The 22751-nt window shown below is 67.5% G+C and carries 18 protein-coding genes, 1 tRNA gene and 1 pseudogene; 9 read left to right on the forward strand and 11 right to left on the reverse strand.

Going from position 1 to position 22751, the window contains the following annotated elements; genetic code table 11:
- Nucleotides 1-22 precede the first annotated feature (22 nt).
- The 5 genes from ACFPLC_RS43070 to ACFPLC_RS43090 all read left to right on the forward strand — a co-directional run bounded on the left by ACFPLC_RS43070 (nucleotide 23) and on the right by ACFPLC_RS43090 (nucleotide 3742).
- Nucleotides 23-496 carry a hypothetical protein gene (locus ACFPLC_RS43070; RefSeq protein WP_378194954.1) on the forward strand — a complete coding sequence of 158 codons (474 nt, stop codon included), beginning with the start codon at nucleotides 23-25 and terminating at the stop codon, nucleotides 494-496.
- A 107-nt stretch (nucleotides 497-603) separates the two neighbouring features.
- On the forward strand, nucleotides 604-801 hold the full coding sequence (locus tag ACFPLC_RS43075) for a hypothetical protein (protein WP_378194957.1): 198 nt from the start codon (nucleotides 604-606) through the stop codon (nucleotides 799-801).
- A 2-nt stretch (nucleotides 802-803) separates the two neighbouring features.
- Entirely contained in the window at nucleotides 804-1901 is a 1098-nt protein-coding gene (locus ACFPLC_RS43080) for a 3-oxoacyl-[acyl-carrier-protein] synthase III C-terminal domain-containing protein (protein WP_378194960.1), read from the forward strand.
- A gap of 42 nt (nucleotides 1902-1943) precedes the next feature.
- Complete coding sequence (locus ACFPLC_RS43085; protein WP_378194962.1) at nucleotides 1944-3590, forward strand: hypothetical protein; 1647 nt, start codon at nucleotides 1944-1946, stop codon at nucleotides 3588-3590.
- On the forward strand, nucleotides 3542-3742 hold the full coding sequence (locus ACFPLC_RS43090) for a hypothetical protein (RefSeq protein WP_378194965.1): 201 nt from the start codon (nucleotides 3542-3544) through the stop codon (nucleotides 3740-3742). The genes ACFPLC_RS43085 and ACFPLC_RS43090 overlap by 49 nt, the downstream gene beginning before the upstream one ends.
- A 501-nt stretch (nucleotides 3743-4243) precedes the next feature.
- On the opposite strand, the gene ACFPLC_RS43095 is transcribed toward ACFPLC_RS43090, so the two are convergent.
- Nucleotides 4244-6796 (reverse strand): tetratricopeptide repeat protein, encoded by a 2553-nt coding sequence (locus ACFPLC_RS43095; RefSeq protein ID WP_378236182.1) that lies wholly within the window; start codon nucleotides 6794-6796, stop codon nucleotides 4244-4246.
- Between the two features lie 170 nt (nucleotides 6797-6966).
- Here ACFPLC_RS43095 and ACFPLC_RS43100 point away from each other — a divergent pair.
- Nucleotides 6967-7796 (forward strand): IS5 family transposase gene (locus ACFPLC_RS43100; protein ID WP_378235683.1). Its coding sequence is split into 2 segments (ribosomal slippage): nucleotides 6967-7321 and nucleotides 7321-7796, totalling 831 coding nucleotides; the frame shifts between segments, so codons are not numbered across the junction.
- 635 nt (nucleotides 7797-8431) lie between these two features.
- On the opposite strand, the gene ACFPLC_RS43105 is transcribed toward ACFPLC_RS43100, so the two are convergent.
- From ACFPLC_RS43105 to ACFPLC_RS43125, 5 genes and pseudogenes are all read right to left on the reverse strand, one after another.
- Nucleotides 8432-8875, reverse strand: a complete 444-nt coding sequence (locus ACFPLC_RS43105; RefSeq protein ID WP_378191960.1) for a histone-like nucleoid-structuring protein Lsr2 — start codon at nucleotides 8873-8875, stop codon at nucleotides 8432-8434.
- Nucleotides 8876-9538: 663 nt separating this feature from the next.
- On the reverse strand, nucleotides 9539-9769 hold the full coding sequence (locus ACFPLC_RS43110; RefSeq protein WP_378191962.1) for a GNAT family N-acetyltransferase: 231 nt from the start codon (nucleotides 9767-9769) through the stop codon (nucleotides 9539-9541).
- Nucleotides 9770-10057: 288 nt separating this feature from the next.
- Nucleotides 10058-10219, reverse strand: a complete 162-nt coding sequence (locus tag ACFPLC_RS43115) for a hypothetical protein (protein WP_378236183.1) — start codon at nucleotides 10217-10219, stop codon at nucleotides 10058-10060.
- A pseudogene (locus ACFPLC_RS43120) lies at nucleotides 10194-10786 on the reverse strand (hypothetical protein). The gene ACFPLC_RS43115 and the pseudogene ACFPLC_RS43120 overlap by 26 nt, the downstream one beginning before the upstream one ends.
- A gap of 1163 nt (nucleotides 10787-11949) precedes the next feature.
- Nucleotides 11950-12315 carry a hypothetical protein gene (locus ACFPLC_RS43125; protein ID WP_378236184.1) on the reverse strand — a complete coding sequence of 122 codons (366 nt, stop codon included), beginning with the start codon at nucleotides 12313-12315 and terminating at the stop codon, nucleotides 11950-11952.
- Between the two features lie 274 nt (nucleotides 12316-12589).
- On the opposite strand from ACFPLC_RS43125, the gene ACFPLC_RS43130 reads away from it, so the two are divergent.
- On the forward strand, nucleotides 12590-16276 hold the full coding sequence (locus tag ACFPLC_RS43130; protein ID WP_378236185.1) for an nSTAND1 domain-containing NTPase: 3687 nt from the start codon (nucleotides 12590-12592) through the stop codon (nucleotides 16274-16276).
- A 1034-nt stretch (nucleotides 16277-17310) separates the two neighbouring features.
- Here ACFPLC_RS43130 and ACFPLC_RS43135 read toward each other — a convergent pair.
- Nucleotides 17311-18015: a toll/interleukin-1 receptor domain-containing protein gene (locus ACFPLC_RS43135; protein ID WP_417281637.1), complete on the reverse strand. Its 705-nt coding sequence runs from the start codon at nucleotides 18013-18015 to the stop codon at nucleotides 17311-17313.
- 597 nt (nucleotides 18016-18612) lie between these two features.
- Here ACFPLC_RS43135 and ACFPLC_RS43140 point away from each other — a divergent pair.
- Nucleotides 18613-18984, forward strand: coding sequence for a hypothetical protein (locus ACFPLC_RS43140; protein ID WP_378236186.1), 372 nt, complete (start codon nucleotides 18613-18615; stop codon nucleotides 18982-18984).
- A gap of 36 nt (nucleotides 18985-19020) precedes the next feature.
- Here ACFPLC_RS43140 and ACFPLC_RS43145 read toward each other — a convergent pair whose 3' ends face one another.
- From ACFPLC_RS43145 to ACFPLC_RS43155, 3 genes are all read right to left on the reverse strand, one after another.
- Nucleotides 19021-20079, reverse strand: a complete 1059-nt coding sequence (locus ACFPLC_RS43145) for a tyrosine-type recombinase/integrase (protein WP_378191972.1) — start codon at nucleotides 20077-20079, stop codon at nucleotides 19021-19023.
- Complete coding sequence (locus tag ACFPLC_RS43150; protein WP_378191974.1) at nucleotides 20076-20540, reverse strand: hypothetical protein; 465 nt, start codon at nucleotides 20538-20540, stop codon at nucleotides 20076-20078. Before ACFPLC_RS43150 ends, ACFPLC_RS43145 begins: the two co-directional genes overlap by 4 nt.
- A gap of 140 nt (nucleotides 20541-20680) precedes the next feature.
- Nucleotides 20681-20764, reverse strand: a tRNA-Leu gene (locus tag ACFPLC_RS43155).
- Between the two features lie 308 nt (nucleotides 20765-21072).
- Between ACFPLC_RS43155 and ACFPLC_RS43160 the strand changes: the two genes are divergently transcribed.
- Nucleotides 21073-21807, forward strand: coding sequence for a cellulose-binding domain-containing protein (locus tag ACFPLC_RS43160; RefSeq protein ID WP_378236187.1), 735 nt, complete (start codon nucleotides 21073-21075; stop codon nucleotides 21805-21807).
- Here the strand turns inward: ACFPLC_RS43160 and ACFPLC_RS43165 are convergent.
- Nucleotides 21804-22694, reverse strand: a complete 891-nt coding sequence (locus ACFPLC_RS43165) for a LysR family transcriptional regulator (RefSeq protein ID WP_378191978.1) — start codon at nucleotides 22692-22694, stop codon at nucleotides 21804-21806. The two genes, ACFPLC_RS43160 and ACFPLC_RS43165, sit on opposite strands and share 4 nt — an antisense overlap.
- Nucleotides 22695-22751: the final 57 nt, after the last annotated feature.

A 22751-nucleotide genomic window follows, 5' to 3' on the forward strand; every position in this document is an offset into this window, starting at 1 on the left:
CCCTCCTAGAAGGACTGACGAGATGGACACCACGACCACGCAGACCCCATCCGTGGCCGGGGATCTGGCTGGCGAAGACGAAACACTCACCCCGCTCCTGCGCACGGGGATCGTGCCCACCCGCGCGCTGTCCGGCGGCCGGATGCACCTGCCCGGCGCCACCACCCTCGCGCCACAACGGCACGACACCACCGAAACCGCGATAGCCATCATCAGCGGCCACGTCGCCGTCCTCTCCGGCAACGCCATGCAACCCTTCCACCCCCGCGCCGGGGACATCATCTACATCCCCGCGACCCTGCCCTACGCGGTAGTCAACCTCAGCAACAACGCCTCCGTCCTCGCGCTGATCTTCCGCACCGACCCCGGCTTCAACACCGACGTCCACCGCATGCCCGAACTCGACCCTGTCGCCCGCGACCAGATCCCCGACCTGCGCCGCGCCCACCACAAAGCCCTGCTCACCCGGCGCAGCGGCCGCGCCCGCCGCACCTGAACACGCTCTCACCTCCGTCCAGCACCACGCCACCGCCGACCAGACCCGTTCGGCGCCCTCCCCGTCACCTGGCGTGCCACACCGACCGGCTCGATCAGGAAGACGTCATGCGCACCTGGATCACCGACACCGCCCGCGACCTACTCGACCACCCACCGCCCGGCGGACCGCTCACGCTCGACGAAATCGCCGCCTGCGTCGGAATCAAGACCCATCATCTCCGGGCCTACTACGGCTCGGTCGACGCCATCATCACCGACCACACCGACACCTCGACACGCCCCAGCCAGACGGGGCGGTGTTAACGATGCGCTGGAAGAACCTCCACCTGCGCGGCGTCGGCGCCGCGCTCGGCGAGATCGTCGCCATCGACGACCTCGAGTCCAGCCGGACACTGCGCGGCGCGACCAGCCAGCGCGCCGTGTCGATCGCCCGCGACAGCACCGGGATGGATCTCGCGGTCCGGGCCGGCCGCAACGCGCTCGCCAGCATGGCCATGACCACCACCGGACCGCTGCCCGTTCCCGACCTGCACTTCCACGCCGCGATCTGGCGCGGCAGCCGCGGCATCGACTTCTGGTCCCGCGCCGCCTACGTCCGCTCCCGGCTCGGCCTGCCAGCCGGCCGCGGCATCGCCACCGAGCTCAACGCCATGAGCAACAGCCTCGCCGGCGGCATCGACATCTCCGCCCGCGTCCTCGCCGGCAGCCCTGACCTCGACACCGTCCTGCTCACCGGCGGCGAAACCTTCGGCCCACCCGCCTTCGACCACCTCACCGCCGACCACGGCATCGCCTACGGCGACGGCGGCTCCGCCCTCATCCTCGGCCGCCACCCCGGCCTCGCCCACATCCTCGCCACCAGCTCCTACACCGACCCCACCCTCGAACAACTCCACCGCGGCAACCACCACTTCGCCCCCGCCGGCACCACCGAGCTCGGCATCGAACGAATCCGCGAGCGCAAACGCCAGTACACCGATGTCGTCGGCTCTGACTCGGTCATCCGCCGCAACCACGATGGCATACGCGCCGTCATCGACGAAGCGCTCCACGACGCCGACCTCGGCCTCGACCAGCTGCGCTGGGTGCTGCTGCCGCACTACGGCCGACACCTGCTCAACACCCAATGTCTGCAACCGCTCGGCATCACCGCCGACCGCACCCTCTGCCACGCCGGCGACCAATGGGGCCACATCGGACCCAACGACCAGATCATCGGCCTCACTCACCTGCTCGCCCGAGGCGCCGTCAGCCCAGGCGACTACGTCGCGCTGCTCGGCATCGGCATCGGGATGACCTGGACCGCCGTCGTCCTGCGCATCGATACCTCGGCGACAGGCCTGGGTGCCCTCGCGCCGCCGCTGCGCTGGCCCTGGCGCGCTCCAGCCGACGTCCCGACCTGACCAACACCTCGCCGCGCCACGCCGAGCCCCCAAGGACTTCCCATGCCCGACGCCTACCTCCCGTCACGCCTCGACCAGGCACTCTTCGGCCCCCCGTTCATCGTCATCGACACCGACAACGCCGCACACACGATCACCCACCACCTCGACGACGCCACCGACATCCTCAACACCGACAGTGCGGCACGCGCGATCGTCGGCACACTCCGGCCACCTCTGCTCGCCATCGACATCGACCCCGAAGACACTGGCGCCGGTGTCGACGCCAGCGACGTGGTCGCCGAACAGCTGCTCCTCTGGGCCGACCGCCACGGGCTGCCCTGGCTGCGCCGCGACTCCGGCCGCCCCGGCCACACCCACCTCATCATCAAGACACCGCCGTCCCTGCGGGACGAGCTCCAGCTCGTCGTCCGCACCGTCGCCAGCCGACAGAACGTCTCCGCTACCGCCCGCTCCACCCTCCGGCTCACCTCCTCTCCGCACCGGCACGGCCTGCCCAGTCCCGTCCTGAGCTGCACGCTCAGGACGGCCGACGCAGACAGGCCCGTCACGTCCACAACAACGCGTACAGCGCGACCCGCGCGCCAGCGACGCGGCTCCGGCCGCAGCAGATCAGAATCCGAATACGGCCACGCCCTCGCCCTTGCCCGCGCCGGCCACAGCACCGCGTACGCCTGGGCCTTCGCCAACCTCAGCGGCACCAAAGCCCGCGAGATCGGCCAGAACGCCTGGCGACGCTGGTTCTGGGCGCCCGCCACCACCATCGCCGCCGCCGAACGTGGCCTCACCGAACAGCAGGCATGGAACCTCTTCCACCAGGCTTCTCCCACCCAGGCTGCCCACCTCGGAAGGAACGCCTGGCGCCGCAGCCGCTGGTTACCCGCCCTCCGCGAAGCGACAGAAACCCGGCCGCGACGGATACGCCTCGGACCTCACCAAGCTACCGGCGGCGTACGTGAACCCTCACCTCGCCGACTCCAGCAGGTCCAAGCGGCACTTCACGCGGCCGTAGACCGCCATGTGGCACAGAGATCCGGTCCCGGAGGGCGCAACGACACGATCGCAGGCGTACGCGTCAGCAGCCTGTACGCCGCCCTCGACGCCTTGGCGCACGCCGTACTCACAACCTACGGCTCGATCTCCGTACGCCAATGGGCCGAGCGGGCAGGTCTCGATCCCAAGACGGTCCGCCGAGCCCGCGACGCCGCACTCGACCTTGGAATCCTCGAACGCGTGCGTCGCTACACCGGAGGCGAGGCGGACTGCGACGCATTCGCCTTGAGCGAAAGCTCAGCAACCGAATACAACACAGAATTAACTTCCCCCACTCTGTACACCCCCAACCGCGGCCAAGCGAACACCCTCAGGCTGCGATCACAACATGAGCGCGATCGGCGCCAATTCGTGCTCGACCACAACCTGTGGACTAAACCCGACTACATCAGCTGGAGGGGACGACTCTCCGTACCCCTGAGGCCCGTGAACTGCGATGACAGACCACGCCTGAGCAAGCCGCCGTGGCGGTCAGCCGCAGCGAGCAGCACCTGGCCCCATCCCCCGTTGCTCATCAGCAGGCGCGCCAGGAATTCGCCGAGACACTTCGTCGCCTCCGCGAGCAAACCGGCCTCTCCATCCGGGCATTGGAGGCACGCAGTGGCGTCCCGAGATCGACAATCGCTGGTTACCTAACAGGACAGCACCTGCCGACTCATCGCGCCCTCGAAGGGCTACTGCCGGCTCTCAATATCACGGACCGTGACGAGATCCAGATGTGGCTGCAACTCCGGGATGCACTGGCCGCACCACTCAAACGGCCGCCCCGCATCCCGCGATCCCGCTAAGCACTCTCTCCCCCTGGGCAGCAATCGCGAGCACGTCCGTCAAGACGCCGGCGAGCCCATGCTCGCACCAGGAGGCCGCCAGTCTGAACATTGAACCCCGCCGGCCGAAATGGTGGTGCACCCCGCCACTGACAGTCCATGAGGGCGGTCTCCGGCGCTGCTAAGCCGGGCGTACCTCTCCAACGCGATCAGGATCGTCAGCGTCGAGGTATGCCAAGCTCAACTGGATCGAATAGTCGTCCGTCGTATACCGCCCACCGAACATCGCCTCGCCGGCGAACCTCGTCTCGCGGAAACGGCGTGGCCGCCGACCAACGCCCCACCGAACCTCGCCTCGTCGGCGAACAACGCCCCACCGAACCTGGCAGCACCGCCGAACACCGCCCCGATGCTTGTCGGATGGCCAACTAGCGTGTCACCCGATGCCGTGGCGATCGACGCCAGCCGTCGGGCCCCGCTGTCGGCGATCGCCACTCCTCACCCGCAGTGATCGGAGCCCGCTTAGCCACCGGCGATCCTATTCAAAGTAGCGACAGACTTTGAGAGGCCGAGTTCTTGAATGAGTGAGTTCATTTTGTTTCTGTGCTCGACTTGCAGTGTACCCGTGTTCAGGCGCGCGAGCCAGGCATGGATCACCGCCTGGGACTGCCGGTCTTCAATGCGCCGGTAGAGCAACAGTGTCCGATCGAACAAATCCCGGGCTCGAACAATATTCTTTTCGCGGAACTCGAGCTCGCCGAGGCCGCGCAAGCAGTTAGCTTCGCCCAGCATCGAATCGACGCGGTTATAGAGCAGCAAGGCCTGCTCGAAATAATCTCGCGCGCAGTCATTTCTTGACTCAAGAAGCTCAAGGCCACCGAGGCGACGTAGGCAACTGGCTTCACCTAACGCGTCTCCGACTCGCCGATAAAGTAGTAGCGCATTCCTGAATAATTCCTGGGCGCGTACATTATTTGCCTCGGAAAACTCCACTGCACCGAGGCGGCGCAAGCAGTTTGCCTCGCCCAGAACCGAGCCAATGCTTCGGTACAGAGTCAGCGCGTCCTCGAACAGCTCTCGCGCGCGAATATTGTTCGACTCGACGAACTCCAGTCCGCCGAGGTCGCGTAGGCAATCAGCTTCGCCCAGAGCATCCCCGACTCTTCGGTATAGCGGCAGAGTCCGCTTGAACAGGTTGCGCGCGCTGATATGATTTGACTCGCGGAAATCCAGGTCGCCGAGGCGGCGCAAGCAGTTGGCTTCACCCAACACATCTCCGACGCGTCCGTAGAGTGGCAGCGACCGCTCGAACAGTTCCCGCGCGCGAGTAGTGTTCGACTCGCGGAACTCCAGATCACCGAGACCGTGTAAGCAGTTCGCTTCCCCCAGCACCGAACCTAGACTCCGGTACAACAGCAGCGTCTGATTGAACAGTTCCCGGGCGCGACTGTTCTTACCTCGCGTGACGTAGAGCGAGCCAGCGTTGAACGCGATATCGGCCCGGACGCGTGGCTCGAGGTCGGAGGCCAGCGCGCTCCGGACGAGCTGGTCGTCACCGAGCCCGGTAAATCGTTGGAACATCAGCAGATCAGGTACTATTGGTGCCAGGTCGGGATCGTGGGGCAGCGCAGCCTGAACGACGTCTGTGATGTTGGTAAATTCAGGCAGTACGGTCTTGAGTGCATGGGCACCGTCTGAGCCGCCGACTCGGCCGGTCAGCTCGATGAGGGCCCACACACGCCCGGTGAGCTGACGAAGCGCCGTGGGCTCTGGTGGGTGGTGAGCGGCTACGTGCCGGCGGATCGGCGCCAGGCAACGTTGACGCAAATGGTCGATGTATAACAGTCCCCGACTGCCCAGTTCGATCACACCTGCGGCGAGTTCGTCGGCCAGGTAAAGGTCCGACCGGTCATTTGGCCAACCGTCGGGCAGGAGCGCCGCCAGTGACAACGCGGTGCGAGCATCCGGGCTCAGCCGGTCCCACGATAGTTCGATCGACACCGGCAAACTGGAGGTTCGGTCCGGACGGGCGGCATGGGCGAGCAGGTCGGTGCACTTCGTTCGCCAAGCCGACACCAGCGTGCCCAAGCCGGTCTCCGCACGCGCCAGGGTGGCCAACAGGGTGATCGCCAGCGGCACCCCGTCCAGGTCGGCTACCAGCTGATCGACCGTGGGATCGCCGCGATGCCGGTCACCGGCAACCTCGATGAAGACCTCAGCGGCAGCGGCAGGAGGAAGCGGTCCCAGCACGGCTTCAGCCATGCCAGCCAGACCGGCCGGTGCGCCGCCGCCGCGGTAACCAATACCCATGGCCGACTGGTTAGCAACACCGGCGCGCAACTGCGCAACCAGTTCGATCGCACCCCCGGGGTCGGAGTCCGCGGGCGTCTCGAAATTGTCCAGAATCAGCACACAGGGCGCTTCCCGCACGAACGCCAGCACCCGATTCCGCAGGTGATCACCCGGAGCCACCCCGAGCACGAGAGCCATCTTGTCCACGACGGCGCTCGCTGATTCAGCGCCGTCACACGACACCACGAACCGGCGCGCCCCGAAGGAAGCGACGATCGCCGGGTCGGTGACTGCGCGGCCCAGCACAGTCGACTTTCCGATCCCCGGCCCACCAGTGAGCACCACCGACTGGCCCGCGTTCCAGCCGGTCACGATTTCCGCCACCTGAGTGTCGCGACCAACACACAGGTCGACGGCTGGTGGTGGTAGAGGCTCAGCCGGAGAATTCAACAGGGAGAGCACTACGTGGGCGCCTGGCCCGGCAACGATCCCGCCGGGTCCGGCCACGAGATTGTGGTCTCCGACGACGTTGCCGTCACCGGCCGTGACCGCGCCGCCGATGGTCCCAGCTTGCAATATCGACTGACTGGTCATCGTATCGGTGATCGAGTTCGTCACCGACACCGCGCCCGCGGCGACCGGAGGAGCTGCGTCTCGGACTCGCAACAGGCCGTAGCCCGATAACCCCAGCCCCAGCACGCCACAGACGGCCCCGATCACACTGCCGAGCTTGTCCGCCACCTCCAGCCCAAACCACACGGTCCCACCACCGGCCACAGCCATCACAGCACCCGTAACAACCCAGGGAACCCAGCGACGGCAAGACACACCCACATCATCGTTCATCACCTCCTGGCCGTAACGCCGTCGCACCGATGCTTCTCACCGGCGAGCAGAACACTGATACCGCGTCTAAGAGCGTGTCTTACGTGGTGATCGGTCGCTGGTGAGCGATGATCTTTGCTGTGGTTGATCGGTTGTCGTTGCGGTTGGTGCCGGATGAGCTGTGGGCGTTGGTGGAGCCGTTGATTCCGGTGTTCGCGCCGCGTCCGCAGGGTGGTGGCACGGCGCCGGTGGATGCTCGTGCGGTGTTCACGGCGATCGTGTACGTGCTGACCAGCGGTTGTGCGTGGCGGGATCTGCCGCCGTCGTTCGGGGTGCCGTTTCAGACCGCGCACCGCCGCTTCAGTCAGTGGACGAAAGCCGGGCTGTGGCGGCGCTTGCATCACGCGCTGCTGGACGAGCTCGGCAGCCAGGGCCTCATCGACTGGAGCCGGGCGATCGTGGACGGTGCCTGCGTGCGGGCCAAAAGGGGGGATCTTTGACCGGTCCGAGCCCGGTGGATCGCGGCAAGCCCGGTTCGAAGATTCACGCCCTGTCCGACCGCGCCGGACTGCCGCTGGCCGTCGCGGTCTCCGCCGCGAACACGCACGACTCGGCCGCGCTCAAACCGCTGGTGATGGCGATCCCGGCGATCAAATCACGCCGTGGCCCGCGCCGGCGCAAGCCGGCCAAGCTCCACGCCGACAAGGCCTACGACCAGCCCGGCCTGCGCCGCTGGGTCCGCGACCGCGGCATCAAGGTCCGCATCGCCCGCAAAGGCATCGAAGCCAAGGACAAACTCGGCCGGCACCGCTGGGTGATCGAACGAACCGTGGCCTGGCTCACCGGATACCGCCGCCTCACGTTGCGCTACGAACGCAAAGCCGAACACTTCCTCGCCTTCCTCCTCCTCGGAGCCAGCCTCATCTGCTACAAGAAACTCCGCAAACTCACCACATGAGACAAGCTCTAAGGTCAACGCACTTTCAGACCGGGACGTGGTCGGGCGGCGCCGACAAGCACCTCGGCCGCGCTGAGAAATAGGTGCGTAAGACAGGAACCAACAGTCAGGTCTCCGGATTCGGTCCTGACAAACGTCGGTGGCAGCCACTGCGGGAAGGGGCCGCGATTGCTCGCCTGCTGTGACCGCAGTGAACGCCTGGACTGATGATCAATTTCGGTGAGACGTGACCGCACATGTGCTCGACCGGTGAGGCCAACCGATAGGCTGATCGTCATGACGTCGCGATCGGTTGAGGTGGGGAAGGTCGGATGGTCGGGCCCCACCCCGACCTGCCCACGATGTCTGGCCGGGACACCCGACCCACGCAGCCCAGACATCGCCGTCTTTCGTCACTACAGCGGCTGACTACCAACTCGCGGATCACTTGGCCGAGAGGAACAGAATCACGTACGAGGGACGCCTGCGCCCACAGCTCGTCTCGACTGTCCAGTACCCGATACAAGGACCCCGTCGGTGTCCGGCTGCCCGGCAGGTTCGGGGGGCCGATGCCCTGCCAGGCACCGGGCGCCGGCGCGCCACCTGACTCATGTGCCCCGCCAGCGCGAGACGTCATCGCCGCCCGGCGTACCGCCTCAGACCGCCGCCTTCTTCCGCGGTGCCCGCTTGCGCGCCGGCTTCTCAGCCGGTTCCGCCTCAACCTCGGCAGGCGTCGTGCGAGCGGTCTCGTAGGCCTCGATCAGCTCGCTCGACAACCGACCACGCTCAGCAACTTCGTACCCGTTCGCCGCGGCCCACTCGCGCACCTGCTGGTTGTACTCGCGAGAGTTGACCTTGCCGGTTCCCGATGACCTGGTGGTGGCCTCGCTGGTGGACTGGCCGAGTGCGACTTTCATCCGCCGGCCGCCGACTCGCCGCGCAGCTTGGACGAAGCGCTCGAACTCACCGCGCAGCGCCTCGGCATTCTCCGCCGACAAGTCGATCTCGTACGACACCCCGTCCAGACCGAACGCGACAGTCTCCGCTGCCTCGCCGCCGTCCAGATCGTCGAGCACCTCGACACGCACCTTCTGCGCCATCATCGAACCCCTTCACCGATTTCCACGATCAACCCGCGCCCCGTTGACCAAGGCCGGGCCTCGGCAGACGTTACGCTCGGACCGACCAGATGGTTTGTCCGGCACGCCCACAACGTCACCGCAAGACGAGCTGCACCCGAAGACCGTCGCGGTGCCTTGATGGCGGATATTCCGCTACACCTCGCTCGCGCCTTCGGTGCGGCCGCGCGGACACACCCGGCTTCCGAACGCTCAAGTCCGCCGACGCGTCTCCACCGATGGCGACACGAACTGCCGGGTGACGCCGGATGCCGGGGAGGTTCCTCGCCAGCACGCCTCCGCGACCCGGACACCAGCGCGTCACCCGTCTCGGTGATCTCCAGCGCCGGACGTCATTGTGGCCGCCGAACGCCCTCTTGTTGGTTGCTGAGGTGATCGGTCCGGCACGCCCCCCGACCGTCCCGATCATCGCCAGTCCTGGCTCGGCGGCACAACGTCCCCCGATGTGCCGCCGAGCCCTAACCCCTCCTCTATGGCAGCTTTACGCGAATCGCGGGGCAATTGAGCGCCGCTGGTGATCGGCCACGGTCGCGACGTCTCACGGCAAGCTCCTGCGCGCCGAGCGGCCGGCCTCTAACGCAAAGCGCTACTCGACGATCGGTTCCCGCTCATTCCTCTTCGCCCTCATCGCCTGAACTCCGCGCTTCCGACGTGGGCGCACGGCGGACCAGCACGGCGCATGGCGATCCGGGCACGGAACGACTGCGCCACCGGGCCGTCCGGCAACGGAGCCGTCCACCGGTACGACGGCGCCCGAGCGACCGCGGCCGCCACCAGCGTGCGACCGAAGCCCAGGCGCCGGTACTCGGCGGCGACGTGGACGTAGTCGAGGGTCGCCGTCCGGCACCCCCGCACGGGCTCGCCGTCACCGCTCCCACCTCAGTGCCGTCCAGGTGGAGTGTGATCCGACCGGCCAGCGTTCCCGCGACCGGCGGATGGGCGACCAGGACGAGCCCGCCGGTCGGCGCTGCGTCGGGCGAGTGCTGAACGGTGACGTCGAGGCGCGCCCACTCGGCGAGGCGCCGAGCACGCTTCAAGACCGCGGCAGACCTCGCCCAGCCAGCCGTGCAGCCGGTAGCGTTGGCTGAACGGCGCGAGCTTGTCGTAGAGGTCCAGGGTCAACCAGTGGCCACGCAAGCACCTCTAGACCTCCTTAACTGCCGGCCGGACTGGGACCAGCGCACCGAACTCACCGCGCGCACCCGAGCGGACGGCCTCGCCAATCACCAGGCACCTCGCGACGATGCCCACCCGCTCGAACGCCGCTGCGATGTGCGGATCATCCGGCGACCTCACGCAGGCCACGGCCAGCAGATTCCTCGCCAGCCGCGACAGCATTGCCGGAGCCCGGCAGCTGCAGCGCGACGGTGCGTGGACGCGCAGCGGCGCCGCGGCCACGGCGGGTCGCGACGACGCCACGGAACTCCAGGGGCCGAAGCCGTCGTCGGTCAGACCGCGCCACCGGCGGTTCGACACCCTCAGTTCGAGATCCGCGCCCGGCCACAGGCCGGCGGCAAGCAGAACCGCGCCCAGGTTGCGGACCCGTCCTCCCAGCCGGCGCGCCAGCGGCGCTTGCATCACTCGGGTGACGGCTGGGCCGAGCACGACCAGGTCGAACCCGTCGATCAACGCCGACAGCACCGCGGCGGCCTCGGTCCCCGGGTCGGAGATGAGGGCGAGCCGCTCCAGCTCGACGCCCAGCTCGACGGCGGCCGCCACTCCCACCTCGGGCATGCCAGCGATCGCTGCCCACGAGCCCTCCCGGGTCGCCTCGGCGAGCAACGCCAGCACCAGCGCGGTCGAGCCCGAGACCGACACCGCCGTGCCGCGCCGCAGACCGTCGGGCACTAGCTTGGCCAACGTCGGCGTCACCGGGAGCGACCCGACGGGCGCCGAAGGCTCCGGGCTCGGCTCGCCGAGCTGCGCGGCCGTGCGAACGCCGGGGATCGCCGCGAGCCCGGCCACCACGTCCGGCACCGCCACTACGCACCTCCAGCACCCCGAACACGCACCGGAGACGCCCACGAGGGGAAGTCGCGAACGAACCCGAAACATCGAACGCTTGTTCGGATACCGCGAGACGGCGCGGCCGCTGTCAAGTCAAGAGCGGGCTGTGACGACAAGCGATAGATGGCGTCTACAGACGACGGTTGCGCGGGCGGACCGAGGTCGTTCCGCCTCAACGCACTCAGGAGCAGCAGCCTTTGGGTCGAGCCGCCGATCCCAACGGCGGTGACCACGGCTGCATGTTGGAGCCCAGCGGCTCGGCCTGCCGCCAGCGCAGTGCGCGATCTTCGAAACATCGCAGTAGGTGCCTGTGCCACCCGGTGTGGCCGAGGTGAGTTTCGTGGTCGGAGCCAGCGGCTGATCCTAAGGCTACGACCAACCCGACGTCACCGTCGCCGATTTGCGCGCCGTGCGCTGGACCGGCTACGGCTTCGAGATCTCCGCGGCTCTCCAGCCAAGCCCAAGCCCCACGAGTCTCGCCGCTCGGTGACGCATCCGCGCTCCTCCACTCGCTCGTCGTGTCGCCTGCACGACGGCACATTCTCCTGGGGCGAGCCTCGTGACGGATTTCCGGCGTCCCTCTTCAGGCTGGACACCGAACCCGGCGACGTCGCTCCCCGAGCCGCCGGTACATCCGTCTGGCCTTCATTCATTTTCTTGCATATTACTGACGTTGTATGTCCGACGGAGGCCGTGATGCTCGCGCACCTTGTGGTGGTTCCTCAAATTTCCTGCTCCCGAGAGAGCAGATCCGTCTGCCCTCTCGGGAGTGTGTCGATTATGGACTGGCGGCGACGGAAATGCCTCAGTTGCACCCGTCGCCGCGGGTGTCGTCATGCACGTCGGCGCCGGACGCTTTCACGGTGAGTGTTGGATCTCGTCCGATTGCAGCGCGGATTACACCGCGACGTCAGGCTTCGACCTGCAAGGCTGTGGTTGCAGCCGCGGAGCGATCGGGCGCACTGGAGTGGTTCGCTGTGCCCTGCCTGACAACGGCGAAGTGGCAAGACTGCCGGCCACGATGCTTTTCACGGGCACGCATCATTGCCCTTTACCCAGTTGCTGTTTGTGTTGTCTTCATAAAATCGGACCAAATAGTAGTAGCCGTCCGTGCCGACAACGACAACTACGTGGGGATCCTCATTGGTCAGCCACAGGCCGAGGTCAGCCGGACCGCGTCCACATTGGGTGTACTCGCGGGCGGCCGCGCCGTTGCCGACCCGATGCCATCCGCTCCCGCCGTCGGCATAGACCGGGCGGGTGTCGCCGACAACTCCGATCACAACATTGATGAGGTTACCGCGGCCGAAATCGACTACCACGTGCCTTGACCCGCACAGTTTTACCCCGGGTTGTTGAAATTGTCGGTAATCCGCTGCGATGGGCCGCTGCATGGGCCGATCTCCTGCACGGACGCGTTCGCCACGCTGCCGGACACAAGGCTCATGCCCAGTGTCAGTAACACGGCCGCGATGGTCGCCATAACCTTGTGTTTCGAAATCATCGGATCGATCCCTTCTCTGGTTCTTGCCTGGGCGACGTCCAGTCGGTCACGCTGGGTGGTATCGCCGGGGTCTTGTCTAGCCCGGTGAGGTTGTTCTGTGTCGGTCTCTGGACTCCGAACGTCATCGCCTGAACAATGGGCTGTGGGTGGGAGGGGGAAGGCGTATGCCGAGGCGGGAGCGTCCGCTGGCTTCGGACGGCGATGCGTTGTCGCAGTTCGCGCGGGGTTTGCGGGGGTTGCGGGAGAAGGTCGGCAGCCCGACGTACCGAGAGCTGGCGCGGCGTGCGCACTACGCCGCGGGCACGTTGTCCGACGCGGCGGGCGGCCGCAAGCTGCCGACACTGGCGGTAACCCTCGCCTACGTCCGGGCCTGCGATGGCGACGCCGCAGAGTGGGAGAGGGCCTGGCACGCCCTGGCCGCAGAACTGGCCGCCGAAAACACCGAACCCGGCGAGCAGGAAACGACCGATGACGTGCCGTATGTCGGGCTGGGGGCTTTTCGGGTCGAGGACGCCGACCGGTTCTTCGGCCGCGAGCGGGTGCTTGACGAGCTGGACGGCAAACTCGCCCACCATCGGTTCCTCACGGTGTTCGGGCCATCGGGGGCAGGTAAGTCGTCGCTGTTGCGGGCCGGCTTCGTGCCCCGCCGCGCGGACTCCGCAGTGGTGTTGTTCAGCCCCGGCCGCCATCCATTCGAAGAATGCGCACTGCAGCTCGCCCCGCTGCTCGGCACCACGGCAGCGCAGGTCCTCGACGAGCTGAGATCTGCACCGGACAACCTCCGGCTGCTGCTGCGCCAGGCCGGGCCCGACGGCGCCACGGTCGTGGTCGACCAATTCGAGGAACTGTTCACCCTCTGCACCGATCCGGTCGAACGCACCGCCTTCCTCGACGCCCTGCTCACCGCCGCGTCGGGCACGACCGAGGTCGTGCTCGGGGTCCGGGCCGACTTCTACCCCCGCTGCGCCGAGCACCGCGGACTGGCCGACGCCGTCGCCGACGCGCAGCTGCTGCTCGGCCCGATGACCGCCGCCGAACTGCGGGATGCGATCGTCAAGCCAGCCACCCGAGCCGGGCTCAGCGTGGAAGGCGCCCTGGTGACCGAGCTGGTCGCTGAGGCCCACGCCCAACCCGGCGTCCTCCCGTTGCTGTCCCACGCGCTGCTGGAAACCTGGCGACGGCGCCGCGGAGCGACACTGGCGTTGTCCGGCTACCACGCCACCGGCGGCATCCGGGGCGCGCTGGCCAACACCGCCGAAACCGAATACTCGTCCCTGGACAAGGCCGAGCAGGCGACTGCGCAGCAGCTCTTCCTGCGGCTGATCGACCCCGGCGAGGACACCTGCGCCACCAAGCGCCGGCTCCGGCGCGACGAACTCGACCAGGACGATCCCCAGGTCGAGGCCGTCCTGAACCGGCTGGCGGCGTCCCGGCTCATCACCCTGGACGCCGATACCGTCGAACTCACCCACGAAGCTGTGATCGACGCCTGGCCCCGGCTGCGCGACTGGCTGGCCGAGAACCGCGACGGCCTCCGCGTCCACCGGCAGCTCACCGACGCCGCCACCACCTGGGAACAGACGAACCGGGAACCGGACGCCCTGGCGCGCGGGACGCGGCTCGCTGTCGCCCGGGACTGGGCCGAAACCGGCCACGCGACCATGACACCGCGGGAACGTGAGTTTCTCCAGGCGAGCCTCGATGCCGAACTTGCGGCGCAGCGCCGAACCCAACGCCGAGCCCGGCAGCTGCGCTGGCTGTCGGCGGCACTCGCCGTTCTGCTGGTCTTTGCGCTCGGCATGACCTGGGACGCCCGCAACAGTCAGCAGACGGCCACCGAACAGCAGCACATTGCCCTGTCGCGGCAGCTCGCGGCCCAGGCCGACGCCATCGCCGACCAGAACACAGGCCAAGCCATCCGACTGAGTCTGGAATCCGCGGGCGCTGTTGAGACCGCTGAGACACGCAGCAGCCTGCTCAGCGCCGCCGGGCACCCGGTGATGCATGGCCTGCTGCCTGCCCGAGTCCCGCTGGCCCTCTCCGACGACGGTGCGAGCCTCGCCTCACAGGAAAGCGACGGCATCGTCATCTGGAACGTCCCCCACCGCAAACGTGACGTCTTGCTGGTGCCGTCGGAGGGGGCCGGCGCCGGTTCCGGCGAGGCGACGGACGCGGCGTTTGACAAGAACCGTGGACGGCTCGTCACGGTTACATCCTCTGGGCGCCTCGACCTGTGGGACCTGCACACCAGCAAGCATCTGGCCGCGGTCGCGACCGGCTCGACCTCGATCTTCGACGTGGCCTTCAGCCCGGACGGCACGCGGATCGGCACCATCGACTCCCACCAAGAGCTGTCCCTGTGGAATGCCGAGACGCTCACACTCGTCTACCGCCTGTCCGGCGACAGCGCCGTCCAAAACGCGGCCGCACTAGCCTTCACCCCGGACGGCCGAGGCCTGCTCACGACGATCGGCTACGACCGCGCGGTTTTGAGGGACGCGGCCACCGGCATGCCGCAGGCTCAGTTCCCCGGTAGTTCGGTCGGCCTTCGCCCGGTCGCGGTCGACCCGGCGGGCGCGCGGTTCGCGATCCCGGACGGGGAAAGCCAGGTCAAGATCTGGGACGCAACAACTCACCAGGTGATCACGCGGCTGCCGAACACCGGTGACGTGGACACGCTGGCGTTCATCGACCGCCGCACCCTGCTGGTCACCAACGCTGGCCGCGGGATCACGATCTGGAACGTGGACCAGCAGCAACCCGTGGTGCTGAGCGACCAACGAGCGAACGCGGTCTTGACGGCCGCGGGCACGGTGGTCGCGGGCGGCCGGGCCGGGACCTGGATCTGGGACCTCACGAAGCTCCCGCTGCGGACCGACGGGGTCCGAGAGGCCCTCGCCTTCACCGATGACGGCCGAAGCCTGCTGGTGGCCGGCCAGACTGCCCCGAACGGCGCACAGTTGCAGAAGTGGCGGCTGACTGACCGCGCGCACGACGACTTGATGACGACCCCGCAACCGGACAACGGTCACTACGCGTTCTCCCGCGACGGAGCCCGACTGGCGGTCCTCGACCCGGACCACGGCCTGACCATCCACGACGTCGTCGGGTTTACCCCGCCGGTCACGCTGTCGACCGCCACGGGCCTAACCAGCAGTTCCATGTCGTTCAGCCCGAATGGCGCCCAACTGGCGGCCGCCATCATGCCGGCCGTCGGATCCCATAACGGCACCGAGCACACGGTGGTCTGGGACATCGCCGACCGGCACCTCGTCGCCGATCTGCCGGTGACGGCTCTTCACCTTGCCTACAGCCCCGACGGACGCCACCTGGCGATTGACGACGGCACTCGGCTCAGGATCTGGGACCTCACGACCAGCTCACCTGTCTCCGCCCTGCCGCGCGGCCCCGAACCACTGAACGCACTCACCTACAGCCCGGACGGCAGCATGCTGGCGATCGCCCGGGGCAACGCGACGGTTACAGTTTGGGACATCGCGCAGGACCAGCACGTCACCGATCTCGCGACGTCCGCCACGTCGGCCGGCCTGCTTACCTTCAGCCCGACTGGCCGCTTCCTCGTCACCGGCAGCGGCGAGAAGCTCGTCGTCTGGCAGGTCGCAGGCTGGGAACGCTGGGCCACACTCACCGGGTCCAGCGCAAACGTCACCGGCAGCGCGTGGAGCCCCGACGAGAAAGTGCTCGCGACCGCAGCACTGGACGGCACGGTCACACTCTGGCCCGTCGACCTCGTTCAAGCCACAACGCAGCTCTGCACGACGCTGGCCCGAGATTTCCCGGCGAACGCCCTTCCTGCTCCCGCCACCTGCGCTCCCGAGGGCAATTCCTGACATTCCAGCTACCGGTCGAGTTCTTCGTACAGCCGGAGCTGGAGCCGGTCTCGATCGAGGCAGTGAGCTTCCCGGCTCCGACCAAGATCGGCATACCGCCTGCCTGCCGCAGCCCACATTTGCCCGCACCGTACCGGCGAACGACCACCAAAGACCATGATCGAGAATGAGGCTTCCTACTGCCAGGAAGGGAAATCATCGAAGACCAAGAGGCCGGAGAGACACCGAGTAAGTGCAAGGGGACCTTCGGTCAACACTCGTCCTTCGGGATGTAGCCCTGTTGGCACCCATACTCGTGTTGTAGATCGCCCGAGGTCTTCTGCCGTCCTGGTCCCCCAGGATCGAGGTACCCCTGGTATTCGTGGCATTTGGGGTTGAACTTGCCCGCGGCAACAGCCCGCTGCCCACAGCCTGGCCCATTGGAAGAACTCGGGCGCTTCGTAGTGGGTCGCGAAGGAGTGCTTATTGCCGATGTCGTCGGCGCGGACGGCGTCGGCGCCACCGAAGAAGAGGTCGACGGCGTTCGTGTCGTTGGCGGACTGGACGACGCCTGAGGTATCACCGAGTAAACGGGCGCCGGCGTTGAGGGCTGGCCACACGCGGCCACGACAACGCCTACGGCAGTCCCCAGCAAAGCCCGCACAGCCCAACTCGTCATACAAGGGATTCGGCCTGGACAAACTCCGCGTTATGTTCTCCGTCGGCGTTCGTCGGATCGTTACGTGCCTGACCAGCCCTGGTACGGCGCCCATCCCCTGCTATACCCTCGCCAATGGTCACGAGACGACCGCAGATGATCACGGGTCCGCCATTGGTACTGCTGCCAGATCAGCTGGTCACGGCACATGCCGATCAGTCGTGGTGATCGATGGAAGACTTGATCCACAAAAGCGGGTGTCGCAGGTTCGAATCCTTCCGAGCCCGTACCTCATTCTGCAACCGCAGCACAGCCCTATCCCCGGTCTGCCGGTCGGCGAGGATCAGCACTTCTCGCGGCAAACGGGGCTCGCCTGCTCATGCAGGCTCGGCTGACCTCAGTCCGCGAGCGCGGCGGCAGCGGCAGCGACCTTGGCTGCAACAACGTCGAGCGACGACTCCGCGGTGCTCAGCCCAGCGTGCGAGGCCAACATCGGGCTGACGTCGTTGAGGTCGTTGAAGCCCACCCCATGTAAGACGGGAATGACGCGCCGGGTGGAGAGCAACACGGCGAGTTCCTTCTCCGCTACGCCCTCGTCGTTGATGCTCTTGAGCAGCGCGGGCGTGACCAGCACGATGCCAACGCGGGAGTTCCGTAGTCCCTTGTCAATCTCGCGGATCATGAGCGAGCCGAGAGGCAGATCCTCCTCGCTAAACCACACCGACGCACCGTTCGACTTCAAGTGGGCGTGCAGCTCCTTCGCGCTACCTTCTCGGTCTGGCCAAGCGTGGCACAAGAAGAGGTCGCGGCGTTCCGGATGTGCTTGAGCCTGCTCGCTGGCCTTCTGGGTGAAAGGCTCGACGGTGCGCCACTCCGTCGGCGTGTACGACACCGACCTGCCGGTCCTGGTCCGACGGGAGCCTCCGCTACCGCCCGACCAGCTGCCGTAGCTCGACCCGCCGCGAGCGCCGTAAGAAGGACGGGGCGACGAGTAGGAGTAGGACGAGCGGTAGGACGACCTTCCACGGCTGCTGCACGCAGGGCAGTTCGCGGCCCCGCTCGCGGTGCGATGGCCTCGGGACGGTGCTGTGCATTGCGCCATACGTCCATAGTAGAGATGCCCTCCGACATACTTACGTCACTGCGCAGCTTTGCTGCCGCCCGATGTTTTCCGTGATGGAATCGACACCGGATGATCGCGAGACGACCGCCGATAACCCGCACCAGCCTTCGCCGCTGGCACTGAATCAGCTGGTCGAGGCGCATGTCGATCAGCCTCGATGATCGACGAGAGACATGATCCACAAAGCAGGAGCCGCAGGTTCGAATTCCACCGGGTGCAGACCCCCTGGTGGGCGGGTCGCGCTGACGCCCACTCACGTCGCTCCGACGCTCAGGTTCACGGATGGGCCAATCACGACTAGACTCGAATTTGGTCAGCTCCGCGCTATTACGCCGTCGGACGCTGCTTCGCCTCGCCCTCCCCGCGCGAGAGTTCTGGGAACAGTTCATGTCACACGATCGGGAACGTCGAGCCGGCCAAGAACCAACGGTTGTCGCCGCCCACGCGGCCAAAGCGGTTCCGTGCTTGACATCGGAGGGAGCAGGCAACAGGATCGTCGCTTCACTGCTCCTACCGGAGCGGAGGCACGCTACCGAACCCGTGATTCCCCTGCAGGTTGCCGATCTCGGCCCCGCAGTGGAGCGTGGGTCGGTCGCGTTCAGCCTGGTCCGGGTCGGCATGAATGGAGTGGTCGCCGCACGGGTCCCGTTGGAGCGGCTGCGCTGGGCCCCGGGCCTGCCGCTGCGGCTCTCGGTGTCCTCGGGTCTGCTCGTCGTAGCGCCGAGCGAGAAGCCGTCGGGTACGTCGGTTCCGCCAAGGATGAGTTTGACCTTGCCGGCTCGGCTGCGGGCGCGGTGCCGCATCCGGGCTGAGGATCAGGTGCTTCTCGCTGCCGTGCTGGAGCACGACCTGCTGGTCGTCTACCCGCAGCACGTGTTGTACACAATGGTCACCGCCTTCCACGACAACCTCGTCGACATCCCCGACAGGACCGCTCACAGCGACTAAGGCGGACGCGGGCTGCACGACCGCGCCCGCCTTCGATCACTCTGTCGTCGTCCGCGGCACGCGGACCGGTGCAAGGGGGTGTGGTTCCCCGGTGAGTGCGGCCAGAGCTTCGGCGACTTCGGTGATGTCGGCCTTGACGTAGGTGGTGGTCGTCAGGTCGCCGCCGGACTCGGCGTGTCCGGCATAGGCGCGGGCGACGCCGATGCCGAAGTTGCGCTCGACCCAGGTCAGTGTGGTGTGGCGCAGCCAGTGGGCACTGACCTGCAGTGACCGTGCCCAATCCAGTGCCTTCTGGACACGGCCGAATATGTAATCGTAGCGGCGCTTGGTGATCGGGTTGCCGTTGGCGTAGCGCAGCAGCTGGCTTTCGGGGTTGCCGTCGCCGCGTTCGTCGAAGTGGGCGACGAGGTGCCGGATCAGGGTCGGCGAGATCGGTTGCCAGCGTTCGGTCTCGCCTTTCTCTCGCAGCAGGATCGTGCATTGCGTCTGGTCCAGGTCGCGGCGGCGCAAGGCGAGTGCGCCGCCACGTCGGCAGGCACTCTCCTCGTGCAGCCGGCAGATCAAAGCGTCCAGCTCCGGGTCGTCGCCGGTGCTGGAAACGATGTCGTTGAGCTCGCCGACCCGGTCCGGCGCGAGGGCTCGGCGTGTGGAGGCGTTGCGCCGTGGTTTGGTGACCCGCATGGCCGGGTTGGCGCGCTCGTCGAGGCGCTGGTCGTTGACCAGGTGCTTGTAGAGGCAGCGCATGGCGGCGATGAAGTTCTCCGCCGCGTTGCGGCCGCCGCGGGAGTTGCGGCGGACGCGAGCGGTGCTGCGGACGTGCTCGGCCATCGCCTTGATCTCGGTGGCCGTGATCGTGTCCATGGGCCGCTCGCCCCACCTGGCTTCGGCTTTCTTCCAGTACGACCCGTAGGAGCTGGCCGTGCTCGGCGATACGAGGCCCGCGACGACGGAAATCCATTCGGCCAGCGTCGGCATCGGCGGGCGCTCGTCGTCGGTGTTGCCGGTGGCTGCGTCACCGATGAGGTCGGCGGGATCCACGCCGAGGCGCGACAACAGCAGCCGCGCCGCTTCGAGATCTTGTGTGGTCGCGGTCATGACGCCTCCTCGGGGGCGGCCAGCGAGGTGTGGAAGGTGCGCAGCATCGCCTGCACGGCGGCTTCCGGGTGAACGATGAGCACGTCGTGGACGGGGTCGGCGACCAGCAGCAGGCGGCTGCCCGCCAGGGCTCCGCAGCCACGGCGCACCGGAGCCGGGAGCGCGACGTAGGGCTTGCGGGGCATGACGAACACCCCGTCCGGACGGCGGCGGATCACCACCGAGCTCCGGACGAGGGTGATCAGCAGGCGGTCGCCTGGCCTCCAGCCGAGGGCCGCGACGGCGCCGCGGTCCTGCAGCCGCCCTCCCCCGTCCATCAGCGCGATCGACAGCCGCGGACCATCCGCAGCATGGAGATCACGCAACGGCGGCAAGCCCATCGGGACAGGCGGGGAGGCCACGCGTTCCGGGTCAGGTGCCGTGATCCGGCCGGGTACGGCCAAGGAGGGGATGCCGGTCATGCGACACCTCCCCGACGTGCTGCGCGAGGGGAGGGCGCGGTCAAGATCAGCGTAGCCGAGATCGACGGGAGCTGAACGCGAGAAAGACCCGCCGTGGCGGGCCAGTTACTCTGTGGTTTGGGAGATCTCCCACGTATTTGTGTCCGAGGGGGGACTTGAACCCCCACGCCCGTTAAGGGCACTAGCACCTCAAGCTAGCGCGTCTGCCATTCCGCCACTCGGACCTGCTGAAGAAAGAGTATACGGCCACCCCCACCCCTCGTTCAGGGGGGTGGGGATCCCACCCTCAAGACCGTCTGGCAAGATCGACCGGTTTCGACCCTCTGCATCGATCCAGGCGGCTCCAGCCAGTACGAAAGCCGGCGAAACTGCGTTGCTCGCATGGTTTACAAGACCGTCCCTGCTTCCTAGGATTCGCCGGGCAAGCCAGCGCGTTCGAGCGCCCTCGCGGAGTGGAGGTTGCGGTATGGCGCGCGCCGGCCGGTCGGATGATGAGCTTTCCGTTGATGAGCTTCTTCGGGAGACCGGGGCCATGCCTCGGTCGCTCGGTACCTACGTTCCCCTCACGCGGCCCCGTGAGGAAGACATCGATGAGGGGTACCGGGAGCGCCTCGAACAGCGGGCGCGGGAGGCCGCCGCCGCTCAGCAGCGGGCCGGGCGGCGGATTCGGTGGGTCTCCGCCCTCTGCGGGGCCCTCGTCGTCGCCGGGAGCCTGGTGATCATTGCCGTCACCTCCGAGAGCTCGCCCGGGCGGCAAGCCGCCGTGGCTCCTGATCCGCTGGCTCCCGCCACCACTCCGCGGACCGTTGTCACCACCGCTCCGAGCCCGACGCCGGTGCCCACCGTGCTGCGGCAGATCTCGACCTCCGCTTCTCCCACGACGACGGCGCCCAAGACCACCGCCACCAGCTCGACGCAGGCCGCTCCCCCGCCGCCGGCTCCGGTGGCCTCGTGCTCCGTCCGCTATGACATCACCGATTCGTGGCCGAACGGGTTCACCGCCAACGTCTACGTCACCAACACCGGCAACCAGACGCTCAACCCGTGGACCGCCACCTGGACCTTCACCGCCGGGCAGCAGGTCACGCACAGCTGGAACGGCGACTTCTCGCAGAGCGGCTCGCGAGTCACCATGAAAGCGGTTTCCTACAACCTGAGCATGGCCCCGGGCACGACGATCGACATCGGCTTCAACGGCTCCTTCAGCCGCAGCAACCCCGCCGCTGTCGGCTTCACGCTCAACGGCGCCCGCTGCCAGACGACCTAGCCCAGCACCTCGCGCATGAAGCCCACCAGCCAGTGCTGGGCCGCGCTGCGGGCGTGCGTGTGCCGCGCGTACACCGACACCTGGGCCGGCTCGACCTCGAGCGGCAGGTCGAACAGCCGGACCCGGTGCTCGGCCGCGAACATCTGCGCCACCAGCCGCGGGACCATCGCCACCAGCTCGCCGTCCTGGACCAGGTACGGCAGCGCCGCGAACCGGGTCACCTCGAGCACCACGCGGTCCAGCAGGCCGCACGCCTCCAGCGCGCGACGCGGGCCGTCGTGGCCCGTCGGGCCGAACACCGTCACATGGCGTTCCGCCGCCAGCCGGCCGAACGAGACCGCCGCCGGAAGCCGCGGGTGGTCCGCAGCCACCATGCCCAGGTAGCCCTCGGAAAACAGCGGGACCCGGGCGACGCGCTGGGAGCTGATCAGCGAGGACGCGATGAACGCGTCGATCTCGCCGCGGCCGAGCTGGTCGGCCGCGCGGTCGACGTCCAGCGGCCGGACGGTCAGCGTCACCCCGGGCGCGTGCGAAGGCAGCGCCGCCATCAGTCGTGGCAGCAGCGAGATCTCGCCCAGGTCCGACAGGGCCAGCGTGAACGCCGTCCGGGCCGTCGACGGCGAGAACGCCTTCGCGCCGCTGACCGCCGTTTCGATCTCCGACAGCGCGCTGTGCAGCGGCTCGTAGAGCGCGCGGGCGGTCGTCGTCGGCACCAGGCCGCCGCCCGTGCGGCGGAACAGCTCGTCGGAGAACCGGCGCCGCAGCTTCTGCAGGCTGTAGCTGATCGTCGGCTGCGTGACGTGCAGGGACTCGGCTGTGGCGGTCACGCTGCGGGTCTCGTACAGCAGCACGAACGTGCGCACGAGATTCAGGTCGAAGTCCGCCATATCGATCCCATCGATGAAGCAACGAGGCAACATTTATTGGAACACAGCCGCGCAGCT

The organism is Amycolatopsis plumensis, from assembly GCF_042652605.1.
GTDB lineage: Bacteria > Actinomycetota > Actinomycetes > Mycobacteriales > Pseudonocardiaceae > Amycolatopsis > Amycolatopsis plumensis.

What these genes read in the sequence shown, in the direction of transcription:
- ACFPLC_RS43070 (WP_378194954.1), top strand. Translation starts at nt 23, where the DNA reads ATGGACACCACGACCACGCAGACCCCATCCGTGGCCGGGGATCTGGCT.
- ACFPLC_RS43075 (WP_378194957.1), top strand. Translation starts at nt 604, where the DNA reads ATGCGCACCTGGATCACCGACACCGCCCGCGACCTACTCGACCACCCA.
- ACFPLC_RS43080 (WP_378194960.1), top strand. Translation starts at nt 804, where the DNA reads ATGCGCTGGAAGAACCTCCACCTGCGCGGCGTCGGCGCCGCGCTCGGC.
- ACFPLC_RS43085 (WP_378194962.1), top strand. Translation starts at nt 1,944, where the DNA reads ATGCCCGACGCCTACCTCCCGTCACGCCTCGACCAGGCACTCTTCGGC.
- ACFPLC_RS43095 (WP_378236182.1), bottom strand. Translation starts at nt 6,796, where the DNA reads ATGGCTGTGGCCGGTGGTGGGACCGTGTGGTTTGGGCTGGAGGTGGCG.
- ACFPLC_RS43105 (WP_378191960.1), bottom strand. Translation starts at nt 8,875, where the DNA reads ATGGCGCAGAAGGTGCGTGTCGAGGTGCTCGACGATCTGGACGGCGGC.
- ACFPLC_RS43125 (WP_378236184.1), bottom strand. Translation starts at nt 12,315, where the DNA reads ATGCAGCGGCCCATCGCAGCGGATTACCGACAATTTCAACAACCCGGG.
- ACFPLC_RS43130 (WP_378236185.1), top strand. Translation starts at nt 12,590, where the DNA reads ATGCCGAGGCGGGAGCGTCCGCTGGCTTCGGACGGCGATGCGTTGTCG.
- ACFPLC_RS43135 (WP_417281637.1), bottom strand. Translation starts at nt 18,015, where the DNA reads ATGGCGCAATGCACAGCACCGTCCCGAGGCCATCGCACCGCGAGCGGG.
- ACFPLC_RS43145 (WP_378191972.1), bottom strand. Translation starts at nt 20,079, where the DNA reads ATGACCGCGACCACACAAGATCTCGAAGCGGCGCGGCTGCTGTTGTCG.
- ACFPLC_RS43150 (WP_378191974.1), bottom strand. Translation starts at nt 20,540, where the DNA reads ATGACCGGCATCCCCTCCTTGGCCGTACCCGGCCGGATCACGGCACCT.
- ACFPLC_RS43160 (WP_378236187.1), top strand. Translation starts at nt 21,073, where the DNA reads ATGCCTCGGTCGCTCGGTACCTACGTTCCCCTCACGCGGCCCCGTGAG.
- ACFPLC_RS43165 (WP_378191978.1), bottom strand. Translation starts at nt 22,694, where the DNA reads ATGGCGGACTTCGACCTGAATCTCGTGCGCACGTTCGTGCTGCTGTAC.